Annotated in this window: 10 protein-coding genes; 4 read left to right on the top strand and 6 right to left on the bottom strand. The window is 39.2% G+C overall.

Annotated features, from left to right (window positions below; translation table 11 throughout):
- Positions 1–275: 275 nt before the first annotated feature.
- Positions 276–1,226, top strand: coding sequence for an RpnC/YadD family protein (locus tag C4F40_RS09690; protein WP_196939119.1), 951 nt, complete (start codon positions 276–278; stop codon positions 1,224–1,226).
- A gap of 363 nt (positions 1,227–1,589) precedes the next feature.
- On the opposite strand, the gene C4F40_RS09685 is transcribed toward C4F40_RS09690, so the two are convergent.
- The 3 genes from C4F40_RS09685 to C4F40_RS09675 are packed head-to-tail and all read right to left on the bottom strand — an operon-like array spanning position 1,590 to position 3,995.
- Positions 1,590–2,816: an IS256 family transposase gene (locus C4F40_RS09685; RefSeq protein ID WP_196937607.1), complete on the bottom strand. Its 1,227-nt coding sequence runs from the start codon at positions 2,814–2,816 to the stop codon at positions 1,590–1,592.
- Between the two features lie 10 nt (positions 2,817–2,826).
- Entirely contained in the window at positions 2,827–3,684 is an 858-nt protein-coding gene (locus C4F40_RS09680; protein ID WP_231390007.1) for an IS3 family transposase, read from the bottom strand.
- Entirely contained in the window at positions 3,681–3,995 is a 315-nt protein-coding gene (locus C4F40_RS09675; RefSeq protein ID WP_231389983.1) for a transposase, read from the bottom strand. The genes C4F40_RS09680 and C4F40_RS09675 overlap by 4 nt, the downstream gene beginning before the upstream one ends.
- Before the next feature lie 567 nt (positions 3,996–4,562).
- Here C4F40_RS09675 and C4F40_RS09670 point away from each other — a divergent pair.
- The 3 genes from C4F40_RS09670 (at position 4,563) to C4F40_RS09660 (ending at position 10,135) form a co-directional block, all read left to right on the top strand.
- Entirely contained in the window at positions 4,563–5,480 is a 918-nt protein-coding gene (locus tag C4F40_RS09670) for a hypothetical protein (RefSeq protein ID WP_196939117.1), read from the top strand.
- Between the two features lie 67 nt (positions 5,481–5,547).
- Positions 5,548–8,808: a T9SS type B sorting domain-containing protein gene (locus C4F40_RS09665; protein ID WP_196939116.1), complete on the top strand. Its 3,261-nt coding sequence runs from the start codon at positions 5,548–5,550 to the stop codon at positions 8,806–8,808.
- 1,150 nt (positions 8,809–9,958) lie between these two features.
- Positions 9,959–10,135 (top strand): hypothetical protein, encoded by a 177-nt coding sequence (locus C4F40_RS09660; RefSeq protein WP_196939115.1) that lies wholly within the window; start codon positions 9,959–9,961, stop codon positions 10,133–10,135.
- A 176-nt stretch (positions 10,136–10,311) separates the two neighbouring features.
- On the opposite strand, the gene vapB is transcribed toward C4F40_RS09660, so the two are convergent.
- The 3 genes from vapB to C4F40_RS09645 form a co-directional block, all read right to left on the bottom strand.
- Positions 10,312–10,527 (bottom strand): type II toxin-antitoxin system VapB family antitoxin, encoded by a 216-nt coding sequence (gene vapB / locus C4F40_RS09655; protein WP_136903570.1) that lies wholly within the window; start codon positions 10,525–10,527, stop codon positions 10,312–10,314.
- Between the two features lie 165 nt (positions 10,528–10,692).
- Entirely contained in the window at positions 10,693–11,073 is a 381-nt protein-coding gene (locus C4F40_RS09650; protein ID WP_196939113.1) for a hypothetical protein, read from the bottom strand.
- Positions 11,074–11,348: 275 nt separating this feature from the next.
- Entirely contained in the window at positions 11,349–12,206 is an 858-nt protein-coding gene (locus tag C4F40_RS09645; protein WP_262894813.1) for a DUF1444 family protein, read from the bottom strand.
- Positions 12,207–12,590: the final 384 nt, after the last annotated feature.

Raw genomic sequence — 12,590 nt, 5'->3', positions numbered from 1 at the left:
TACACAAAGTGTAAAGAGGGTCGCTAAATTGATATGTAACTTATGCATCATCTATCGTGATTTTTCAGGCTTCTGTTTTATTAAAGTTATCAGTTTTGGTGAACATATCAAATCTATACCTTTCGAGTCTACGGTTATCATAAATACCTCTATGGGTTACTCCTTTTTTAGGAAGGACTCGTATTTAATTATGCTTCTTTTTTTACTAAAAATATTAGCTTAGTGAATCTTTTTTTCCTATATTCGTATAGTAAAAAACTAATAAATCTAACATTATGAGCCGGCCATCAAGACGCATAGACGACCCCTTATGGAAATCCATTATAGAGCAGACATTTGTTCATTTTCTCAGCTTCTTTTTTCCGGATGCGGATGATATCTTTGATCTGAACCGTGAGTGCGAATATCTCGATAAGGAATTTGAAAGCCTTTTTCCACCTGAGCCCAATAACAAAGGCGTACGCTATGTTGACAAACTGGTGAAAGCTTATCTTCACGACGGGAGCGAGCAGTTTGTACTCTGTCATATAGAAGTACAATCGAGCAAGGGAACCGGCGACCTTGCCCAGCGCATGTTTGAATATTTTTACAAAATATCCGATAAATACAAAGTTCCGGTTACGGCGTTAGCGATCCTAGCCGATGGCAATAAAAGTTACCGCCCTGCGATCTACGTTCAGGAATTTATGGGCACAAGCCTTTCCTATAGGTTCAATAGCTACAAGATCCTAGATCAGGATGAGACCGTGCTCCGTGCAGACAGTAATCCCTTTGCGGTGGTTGTGCTCACAGCGTTAATGGCAATATTACATCGTAATGTTACAGACGAGCAGCTGAAAGAGATCAAACACGATCTTTATGAAGAAATGATAAAGCGCGAGATGAGTAAGGACACGCGGCAGGGGATATACGATTTTCTGGCACGTTATGTAAGTTTTCAAAAACCAGAAATGTTTATTAACTTTGAGAAAGAAGTAGAAACCAAACTAGGGAGGAATACTACAATGGGAACACGGGAATACTTATTGGAAAAAGCTAAGAACGAAGGACTTGAAAAAGGGAAACTGGTGGAGCGGGCGAAATCGGAGAAGTTATTAGAACAGGAACGTGCCAAAGCCGAAGCAGAGAAATTAGATTCAGCTTTAGAATTCAAGAAATTGGGAGTACCTGATGCTGATATTGCAAAGGCATTAGGCCTTAGCATGGATCAGGTAAAGGCATTGTAACATACATTTCATAAAAAATATAATGAGCGTCTTGGTAATTCAAGACGCTTTTTTTGTGCCAGTATATAATACATCATGTAATCTTTTACTAAGATCACCTATCAAACAAAAATCCTGAAGCGGGGAGCTTCAGGATTTTTAACTAACCAATTATTAACCTAAATTATGAATACTAATATTGGCGCAAACAAAATTGGAATTGCAACAATAAAATGGACAGTTAGTTAAGCTGCAATGTTCTGTTTATTTAATTTTTGTCCATATTCTTCTGGAGACGTATAATCCAGGGCAGAAGGGAGTGTAAAACAAACTGTGTCAATGGTTCAATTACCACCCCGCGGGGTGGTAATTGAACCATTTTGCTTATTGCAAATCTAACACCATTCTTCCGGGAAACCAAATAGCTAATTTTTGTGCCGTTGTTCCCCAATTGGCCAGTGGCATCGTCCATTTCTTCTTAATGTTTTTATGTGCTAAATAGATCAGTTTCAATAACGCCATGTCCGAGGTGAAGGCACCTTTGGTTTTAGTGACCTTACGGACTTGGCGATGGAATCCCTCGATCGTATTGGTCGTATAGATTAATTTTCGGATGGATTTGTCGTAACGGAAATAAGTGGTCAAACGTTCCCAGTTACGCCGCCAGGAGTCGATGACCACTGGGTATTTTTCCCCCCATTTGTCCTGAAGTTCATCCATCCGCAGTCCGGCAAGATCCAATGTATCGGCACGGTAGACAGGTTTTAGATCATTCATAAACTCCTTTTGGTCCTTACTAGCCACATACTTGAGGCTGTTACGGATCTGGTGCACTACACAGGTCTGTACTTCGGTATCCGGAAAAACACTCTGTATCGCTTCTGAAAATCCTTTTAGGTTATCGATACAGGCAATTAAGATATCCTCTACGCCCCGGTTCTGTAAATCGGTCAGTACGCTTAGCCAAAAGTTAGCACCCTCATTCTCCGAAACATACATCCCTAACAGATGCTTGTGACCGTTTCGGTCAACGCCAAGAATATTGTATACAGCCCGCGATACAAAACGATGGTCTTCTTTCACCTTGTAGTGCATCGCATCCATCCAGACAATCGTATAAAGGGAATCAAGGCTTCTTGACTGCCATTCCTTGACCTCGGGAATGATCTTATCGGTAATGGAAGAAAGCGTACTGTGACTGATGTCTGTATCGTACATCTCCTTGATGTGGTTCGATATATCCCGCAGGCTCATACCAAGGCCATACATGCCTAAAATCTTCTTCTCCAGGCTCTCGGCTAGAATCGTCTCACGTTTCTTAATGAGCTGGGGTTCGAAGTTAGATCGACGATCACGGGGAGTGTCGATATCGATCGTGCCATCGGAGGTGCGAATCTGCTTGCTGGACTTGCCGTTACGCCGGTTACCGCTGGAGCGCTCAACTTCGTCCATATGGCCCTCCATCTCAGCTTCTAACGCCGCTTCTAAAAACTTCTTCATCAAAGGTGCAAAAGCGCCGTTCTTGCCATAAAGTGATGCTCCGCTGCGTAACTGTTCCAGCGCTTTGTCCTTCATGGACTCAAAATCAAAATCGTTTTCCTTAATACTCATAATTACTATGTCAAAAATAATACTTCTCTTTATTATTCTTGACACAGTTTATTTTACAGTCTCGGGCAGAATGTAGACGTTTTCTATTGTACCATGTTTCTATATATTCAAATACGACGATCGCAGCGTGCTCTTTAGTGACAAAGCGGTTCTGGTATATGCATTCGGTTTTCAGTGTCTTAAAAAAGCTTTCAGCTACTGCGTTGTCCCAGCAATTTCCTTTTCTGCTCATACTCCTGATAATTAAAGGGTTTTCTTCCAGTAAAAGCCTGAATTCATTGCAGGCATACTGAACTCCACGATCCGAATGAAATATAATCCTTTGAGCTATAGGTCTGTTTTTTCTCGCCATTTTAAATGCAGCCATCACTGTATCAGCAGCCTTCATTGTGTTGCTCAATGCCCAACCGATTACTTTCCGGTCACCAAGATCGATTACTGTAGTCAGGTACAGCCAGCCTTGTTTTGTCCTGATATAGGTGATGTCCGAAACCCATACTGCTCCTAAAATGCCCGGTTTAAAATCACGGTCCAGCTTATTTTCCGGTATAGGAAATTTATGACTGGAATCTGTGGTAATCCTGAATTTTTTCTTCACAATACTTCTTAGTTTTGCCTTTCTCATTATTCTGGCTACTCTAGCACGCGATACCCTGATCTGTTTTTTATGCAGTTCCCGGGTAATTTTGGGGCTCCCGTATATTTTTTTGCTGGCTTCAAAAGCTTGCAGGATTTCTGATTCAAGCATTTGATTTTCAATACTTCTTTTCGATGGAATGCGTTTCAGCCATGTGTAAAAACCTCCTCTGCTCACTTCCAATACTAAACACATTTTCCCGACAGGAAATAACGTACTGTGGGCCTTTATGAACCTGAATATTTGCTGTCGTTCCTGGAGAAAATGCTGATGGCCTTTTTTAGGATATCGCGCTCCATCTGTGTTTCCCGTAGTTCTCTTTCCAGACGTGCTAACTTCTGCTCAGTTTCTGTTAGTATTACTTTGCCATTCCCCGGAAAACTCGTGCACTGTTTGACCGAAAACTCCTTCCTCCAACGATATAACAAAGAGGGTTTGATGTCCAGTTCTTTGGCAAGAACCGTCAGATCGCTACGCGTTTTACTCAGCTCAACGCTCATCAGTTTGAACTCCTTGGGGTACATTTTTCTTTCTCGTGACATAATTAATTTCTGTTAAGTTAGATAAATTCTCTTAACATAGTGTCTGTTCAAATGTAGCAACTTCATAGCTCCAAAATGTTAGATAGTATGTACATGGATTATTGTGCTATTCTTATCCTTTGTTGTTGTGCTATTCTTATCCTTTGTTGTCGTGCTATTCTTATCCTTTGTTGTTGTTATAATTAGCTTTTAATTTATTTCTATGAGACAATTTAAGAGCGATAAATACAACAGGTGCCATTAACTATATAAGAGAATTTGTTTCCTGTTCGCAAACAGCGAACAATAGTCTCCCTATTTGCTATCAAATGTTTTGTTAGTTACCGTTTATTGATCGATGCGTAGATGGGGGTTATTATATCCTAAAGCTGATTCATCGACCAATTTTAAAATGCGAAAAATTTTGTGATGTACCCATTTCAGCTATTGTCGCTGCTAATATAGCGGGAAGCATTCAGATAAGATTATGCATGCGGCTAATCAACTGAAGTGAAGATTAGAGCCAATTTGTTGAAAAATTATGGAAGATTGTCTGCACAAAATAAAAAGAATAGGTAAATTGCTGATATGAAGCCCCTAATATATCTTTTATTCGTTCTTGTTCCTTTTTGGAGTGTAGCGCAAGACACTTGTCAAACCTGTATCTCCGACATATTGAAAAAAGAACTGAAAGGATATGCTAAACGAGGAACAGGAAGTCCATGTGTTTTGAAATTCGACAGATCCGCGACAAAATATAACTTTTCGATCGCCGATTTACCTATCGATAGTAGATTACAGCAGCGTATAGATTCATCGTTATCAACTGCCTGTTATCATTGTGTTTCAGATAGCCTCTACTTAGTAGGATATATCAAGTTTGATGACTATTCAGATGCTATCTTTGTTCAATTAACCTCTGATACCATTAGCGATATATATACCAGTGTAGAGATTGGTTTAGAGCCTAGTAGTGGTATGGATAAGTTTATGGATAGATGGGTAGCATATGTAGATTCCATGGCCGTGCTAGGTAGCTTTTCTTATGAACTGGTGCAACCGAGTACTTATGTGCATTTCGATGTGGAGAGAGACGGAAGTTTGATAAAAAATGATACGTCGGCATTTGGTAAGCTGTTAAGTGGATTTATCAAATATGAAAGAAGGTGGAGTCCCGGTATACTAAGTGGACGGCCCGTCGCACAGACGATATACTTAGCGATGCCAACTGAAAAGGGAAAGAAACCCTTGTACCATCGGCACTCAAGGCATTTCTATAAAGGTCGGGTCGGGGGAGATTTATATTATTCTTACGTTCTTCCTGATTTTCCCTATGTTGATAATGTCGTATCAGTTGTACCTGTCGACGGCAAATACAGCACACCTGTTGTGCACAAAGGAAGTAATTCAGACAGAATAATAGACGTTGTGATGGATAAAAGTTCATATCGTACAAGATCCAATAGCTGTTTTGGCCGAGAATATTTTTATACGTTGGATCGTTAGGTTCTGTTTTTATCGTTTATCTTTATGGCGATAGAATACTGTAAGTTTTTTACCGGTTATACTTTTTATGAAATTTCTCTTCCTTTGTTTTTTTGCGATTTCCTGTAGCGGCTTTTTATTCGGTCAGGTCAGTCCGTCCTCTGGAATCGTATATGTAACGCCGGATGGAAAAGGTAATGGGAGCTCCTGGGCCAGTCCCGCAAATATATATAATGCTGTCGCCAATTCGCCAATTCATACAGAGATTAGGCTCAGGCATGGAGACTATGAAATCCGAACCCCCTTGATTATCAATAAACCGCTGAAAATTGTCGGAAAATTTAAGGGATTAGATATATACAATCATGGCGATAGTCACTTGGATGGTAAGTCCGTTTCACAGATTATGCGAATCACTGAAGGAGGTTCAGGTACCAGATTGCGTGATTTATCTTTTCGAAACGGAAACTCAGCTGATGAAGGTGGAGGAGCACTCTTTATACATAAGGCCCATGATATAAAGCTTGCTTGGTTAATGTTTCGCTATAACAAAGATAGGAGTGGTAAAGGTGGAGGAGCTGTCTATATCTCTGAATCGGATGACATCCTCGTAGATTCCACTTTGTACGTAGAAAACAAGGTCGAACAGCTATCTGCGCATAGGCGACCAATCGGAGGAGGAGCTTTGTCTATACATCAATCAACAAATGTAAGAATCGTTGGAGGAAACTATGATCGCAATTTTTCGGTAATGCATGGCGGTGCTTTGTATTCCGATAGCAAAATTAGCCATCTAGGAGGGCATTTTGAGGGCAATGAAGCATTGCAAGATGGCGGAGGCGTATATCTACTAGGTCATGATCATCGGGTGGAGTATTCAGGATTTGTCGCTAACCGTGCTTATCGAGGCGCCGGTCTGTACAATAATCAAGGGTTATTGAAACTCGTTGGAGCTAGTTTTTTTGCAAACAAATGTTCCGATCTTGGAGGGGCCATTTATAATAATGGTAAACTGGAGATAACAAACAGTGACTTGGTTATGCACTACAATACCGCTCTCGTGCATGAAGAAAAGAGCGGCAACGCACTTAAAGTATATAACAGTATTTTCTTTCTCAACAAAGGTAAGAGTGCCGATCACTACGCAGACATAGCTGTTACATCTTCTAATTATTCCAATGTCGACATCCGTCATAATTTTTTAGAACAAAACACCTTTGGTTCCAGCAACACTTTGGGCGTAAACCCCGAATACGACAATGTTTTGGTAGGATATTTACGTCCGGCCTTTACGAGTCCAGTCAAAGACATGGGAAATAGAGCATTATACGAACTAGTAGCTGAAAGTTCAGCGGCGACGGATCGTACCGCATGGGGTGGGGGACGCTTATATGGAGAAGAAATAGACATTGGTACCTATGAAACAGAGCGATTTTACACAACCCTTCCGCCATCTTGTACGCAATTGATATATCCTTTTCAACGAGAGGAAAACATCTCGGCTACCCCCACTATCAAATGGGCCACGATTGCAAACGCTACCGGGTATAAAGTGAATATTGGTACGTCATATAATTTTGAGTTTGAAAGCGACATTGATGTTGGCGATGTAAATCAATACAAAATAACGACCGAGCTACCAGAGGGTACTGTCATTTTCGTACGAATAACACCATATAATGAATATGGACAGGCGCCACCATGCCTTGCTAACGAGTTTACAGTATCTCCTGCCAATGATCCCCCGTCCTGCACTTCTGTTTCCTATCCTGAAAATCAGGAAATTAATATTAGTCTTAATCCCAATATAACATGGTCAGCAAATAAAGATGCTTCAGGGTATCGATTATACTTAGGTAAATCAGTCAATAATTTCGATCTGTTGGATGGGCTGGATGTAGGATATGCCACATCCTATAACCTACCATATGCATTACAAGAAGCGACTACATACTATATCAAAGTCGTACCATACAATAGTGCTGGTACGGCTTCGTCTTGTCAGGTAAGCAGTTTTGCTACCCTTAAGTTACCGAAGCCGCCAGATTGTGCTACCCTGAAAAGCCCGAGTAATGAGGCCATAGACATTAACCTAAGAACCACACTGCAATGGGAGGGTATACCAACTGCAAAAGGGTATCGATTGTTTTTGGGCACGGCACCACAGGTATTCAATTTACTTGACGGCGTAGACGTAGGTCATTTAACGAGTTATCAAATTCAGGAAGATTTGCCAGAATTTCAGAAACTTTATTGGCAAGTTATTCCGTATAATGAACATGGAGTTGCCACTTCCTGTACCAGCTGGACATTTACCACGTTAAAGATCCCTCGACTCCCGTCATGTACTATAGTAAGTTTTTCTACATCAGATGCACAGGAGGTTTCACTTTCACCCACTTTAAAGTGGCCAGAAGCAACCTATGCAACAGGTTATAGATTGTTTGTAGGAACAACTCCACAGGCCATGGATATATTAGACGGCTTAGACGTGCAAGATCAGAAGTCTTACACCTTTTTAAGCGAACTTAGTGCTAATACTGTATATCACGTCCAAGTGGAGCCATACAATGAATTTGGAAGAGCCTTAGATTGCCCTTTGATTGTTTTCAGGACACGTTTACTTGATATACAGGGAGTGGACTTCAATGATCTTCAGTCAGAATATACCGGTTACACGCAGACATTACTGGTAGAAGGAAAATTGCCTGCTGGGGTTACGGTAACTTATGAAAATAATACATTAAGAAATGTTGGGTTAGTGCATAGTAAAGCCGTTCTCGAAGGAGCATCATATCGACCACTTACATTAGAAGCGACCCTTCGTATTTCGCCCGCTTTATTGGAAGCCACTATTATGGATACCGTTAAAATATACGATAAACAACCGTTCTACGGTGGCACCATAGTGTACCGTGGTTTCAAAGGGGATGATGGGGAGGATGTCATTAAGGGTTTATTGCATTTTAGCGGCAGCTCCCAAGGGGCCGTCGCTCCCGGAAAGTATACAATCCAAGCTGCAGGATTACAAAACGATAATTATAATTTTCAATACCGAGAGGGTATCCTGCATATCAAACCTACCGTTTTAAAGTGGCCGAACGTTATAACAGTTAATGGTGACGGTCTAAATGAGAGCCTAAAGATAAAGGAGACTAATGGCCTTTCGACAGTGCATCTAGTGGTTTTCAGCTTAGACGGTCTCGAAGTATTTAGTGATATAGATTATCAAGATACTTTCACCGGGGCTGGATTAAACAAAGGATTGTATTACTATATAGCATTTTATTGGGAATCCGAACAACAAAATGAAATTTTGCATCACAAAGGATATATTACTATTTTGTAATCATAGTTTAATACCCAGCACTTACTATTTCTGATCAGTGTGAAGAAGAAGCGTCGTGGGCTTGCTCCAAATATGTTTTACTGTATTTAAGGTTAAGATTACTCATTAGTTTTCTACCGTCGTCTCTGTCTGAATAATTGTGTATTTGTCGAGCTTCATTGTCTTTGTGATTCTTCTATCAACAAGGTCTGTTAAACTTCTGTATTTAAATGTCTCTTCTGTTTTATTTCTTTCAATTTTAAAACTTTTGGAATAGACCTGTTATTTATCAATACAGCAAGATTTTCCTACCCCCCAGAATGCAGTTGGGGTAAAATAGGATTTAACTAATCAATTATTGATTTTTACGCCATAGTTTCCTATATTGACTGCAAATTATTATAAACCTATGTTGTACAACCAGCGTATTTTAAGGATTTTCGGCTTTTTATTATCTGTGTATTGTCATACATCTTGTTCGTTTCCAAATAGTAATTCAGATCAATTGACACAGGCTTTTAAAGAAGCGGGTAAATCCATGTAATTAAAAAAAAGTAAGATGAAAAATTTATATATATTATCCATTATATTACTAGTTCTGGGGACAAATATTGCGCGATCGCAAACCTACATACAAGGAGAAGCAGTAATTCCATTTTCTACGGTTTGGGGTTAGTAAATATCTAAAACCTATTGAGCGGCTGACAACATTGGAATCGTCTAGGATAATTGAACGTTTGGATCCTGATTATTTTAAACTTTCAGATTCAGAACATCCAGGAGAATTTTGGCTGCGAGATGGCATATTGGTTCAAATCGTATCCAGAAAAATAACACCCGAGATGCCAGGCAGTGATCCGGAAATTCTCTATTATACTTCCACGCCACAGGTTATCCAACAGCCCGGCAATAAAGTTGATGATTCCCGAAAGCGAGATTACTATTCAGAATATAAGATTGTTGATGGTTCCAGCACTTTTTTACAATATTACAGATCTACAAGTAATCGAACTCGTTTTGTGCTGCATGACAAGCAGAAAAGGTATCAAATTATAGGCCATATTAGATGTAAGCCTGAGGATCTCACTAAAGCCAATCACTTCGCAAAGACACTCTTGGAAAGCATCATAATTAAATAGCACTTTAAAAAGCATAAAATAGTAGAGACAGAATGAAGTTAGCTTTTTTTCTCGAAAAAAGTTCTGTTGAAAAAGTTCTGTCTGAGAATGAAGAGTTAAATATTCAGATGGCAGAACAGTTTGGTGATATTGCCGGAGGTGAGAAGTATTATGATTTCTATATGATGTTGGGAGTTTGGAATACGGTTTACCAGCTTCCCTTATCGTAGGTTCTTTGGACTACCAAATAGTTTTGACGTTATAATGCGCAAAGTGTCCATCTTTACTGATAAGCTTCAGCTTATTGTTGATCGACTGTGCAATAATTATTCGGTCGAAAGGATCGCGGTGGTGAAAAGGAAGCTGCGTCACAAGCAATGTGTCGTGTCCAGCAGATTTCCCACCATTACATGTACTCTTTAAAGTCTTCCAATGGTTCGTCAAAATCTTTTTTGATGGTGAAAAAACCTTTGGCACTGCCAAATTGTGGTTTTAGAGCTTCCGTGTTCTTATATTTCTTCTTCTTGGCCTTACTTTCTAAAAATTCGATAAAATCAGCTACCTCTACCTTCATAGAATCAGGTAACGAATTTAGTTTCTTGTATAATAATAAGCTGTCCATAGTACACTCCTCTCTTTCTTCGAAAAAATAGTTAAACAAATATAACCAAAAAACAATTATTATAAAACGTCATCTGCTAGTTTTGTTTAGACTGCATTGGAATTGCACTTCGCTAAATGCAACTGGCACCATTAACTATATAAGTTAGCGGTTATCTATATCATACTAATCAACTTCCCATTGTGTTAGATCATCGACCGGATTTGGTAACCTGCCTGCAAGCCATTCTTTCATATTGTCGGGAGTAAATTCCTGATCGGTGTTTTCGATAATCCACGACAAGAAGTTCTTTGGTCCACCGTTGAGATAAGGGGCGGGGGATACCGGGTAGAAGCGCGTAGGTAATCGATCCTCAATTGATAAGTAATTGACCACGCACGCTAACTCTTGGACTGTATGCCAAGCATAAGGATCGTCTATGTCTATCGCGAACTTTATCCACCAGAATCCTTCGTCGTAGTATCCGCTAGATACATTTCCTTCCACACTGGAGATTCTTTTGATAAATGCGATAAGTTCGGTAAATGGTGTATTGCTCGTGGTCATATTTAAATCACGTTAAACGTTTATTAGCACTCGTTTCTTTTACAATTTTTTTAGTTCTTCAATTTGCTGGTTTAATTTTTCTATCTGCACGTCATATTTATCGGTGTTGTCGGAAAACAGCTTTTTTGATTAATTCAAATATTTCTATTTGCAACACGGAATACTGTCTAAGAGTTTCATTTTGTTTTTTAGAGGGGTCATTCTTCTTCCCCTAAATTGATAAAATTTTGTCTTGCTAAAATACATATTTTATGTACATTAGCTTAGTCATCCTGCTAATCCCTGAAACGCTCGAAGGCAGAGCCGTTGTATCTAAAGAGAAAAGGAGATACTTGATAGTTTTCATTCTCAAAATCTTTCAAAGCAAGCGACTTAAGTTTATTGATCTCTTGTTTGTTCTTACTACCGGTCACATACACCATATCACGTGTTGGCATGGCTATTACAATATCACCGTCAATGCTAAAATTTTCTTTATTCCACATAGTCTTGGAAAGAATCAAACTAGCCTCGTAGACGCCTCCTGCCAGAATACCGAATTTCCCGCCGCTATTTATAATCTCAACATCAGGCAATATTTTGCGAAGATTGTTAAAAGCAAAATCTCGAAGCGTGTCCAAACCGATGTTCAGGCTGTCTATTATATGCTTCTGGAGGTACCGAATATTAAGCTCCGTATCTTCTGCATATACTATAATCAGTTCATCGTTGTACGGTTCATAATAGATCAGCGAGTCTAGGCTTGTATTGCCATGGTCTAGCGATTTAACGTCTTCAATGTATTTAAAGGGCTTTATCACCGGTACTATTGAGTTCTTATTTATTAATTCTGTCTTGGTCAATGAACTTATCGACGAATTTAAGTAATCCGAAAATATTGAAGCCAACGAGTCGGGTTGGAGTGTGTAGGCACGATAGGCATTATCCAGATAGATTGTCATATCGTGTTTACCTTCGCTTACTTTTATTTTTAGATCTTCTTGTATTTCATAATTAGCATCAGGCTCCCTTTGCATTAGCGAATCCTTATATCTCTGTGTAAACTCCTTTTCACTCAGATGGTTTTGGTTAGTTTGGCAGGATACCAGCCACAAAGTTGATGCGACGATTAGACTAATAAATATTTGATACATTGGTTTTCTAATAATATAATTCTACCTCTAATATACTTTATATTTATTAATAGACAATAATCTAAGTTGTTTTATCTTAGGTACATTATCAGGGTTTTAATGTTAGAAGATGAGACTAGATTATAGTTGATCTTATCCAAGCCCGTTTACGTAAAGATCAAATAAAGCTTTCGAAGTAAGATTTACCTTAATAGTCCAATAATAACTACAGCCATCCAAAACATTTTTTTCATCAGTTTTCCACGTTGTATCATCAGATGCTTTGTGAAATCTTATCAGTGAAATCACGGACTGCTTTCTTCTCCCACAAGCAATTAACAAAAATTATCTTATCTCCGTTTGCGTCAATATATCCAAAATACTGCCTTTTATATTTATTAAGTT

The sequence above is a fragment of the Sphingobacterium pedocola genome, assembly GCF_015209965.1.
Lineage (GTDB): Bacteria > Bacteroidota > Bacteroidia > Sphingobacteriales > Sphingobacteriaceae > Sphingobacterium > Sphingobacterium pedocola.
Note: the sequence above shows the minus strand (reverse complement) of the source record. Positions and strands in the feature narration are given on the sequence as shown.

What these genes read in the sequence shown, in the direction of transcription:
- C4F40_RS09690 (WP_196939119.1), top strand. Translation starts at nt 276, where the DNA reads ATGAGCCGGCCATCAAGACGCATAGACGACCCCTTATGGAAATCCATT.
- C4F40_RS09685 (WP_196937607.1), bottom strand. Translation starts at nt 2,816, where the DNA reads ATGAGTATTAAGGAAAACGATTTTGATTTTGAGTCCATGAAGGACAAA.
- C4F40_RS09675 (WP_231389983.1), bottom strand. Translation starts at nt 3,995, where the DNA reads ATGTCACGAGAAAGAAAAATGTACCCCAAGGAGTTCAAACTGATGAGC.
- C4F40_RS09670 (WP_196939117.1), top strand. Translation starts at nt 4,563, where the DNA reads ATGAAGCCCCTAATATATCTTTTATTCGTTCTTGTTCCTTTTTGGAGT.
- C4F40_RS09665 (WP_196939116.1), top strand. Translation starts at nt 5,548, where the DNA reads ATGAAATTTCTCTTCCTTTGTTTTTTTGCGATTTCCTGTAGCGGCTTT.
- C4F40_RS09660 (WP_196939115.1), top strand. Translation starts at nt 9,959, where the DNA reads ATGAAGTTAGCTTTTTTTCTCGAAAAAAGTTCTGTTGAAAAAGTTCTG.
- vapB (WP_136903570.1), bottom strand. Translation starts at nt 10,527, where the DNA reads ATGGACAGCTTATTATTATACAAGAAACTAAATTCGTTACCTGATTCT.
- C4F40_RS09650 (WP_196939113.1), bottom strand. Translation starts at nt 11,073, where the DNA reads ATGACCACGAGCAATACACCATTTACCGAACTTATCGCATTTATCAAA.
- C4F40_RS09645 (WP_262894813.1), bottom strand. Translation starts at nt 12,206, where the DNA reads ATGTATCAAATATTTATTAGTCTAATCGTCGCATCAACTTTGTGGCTG.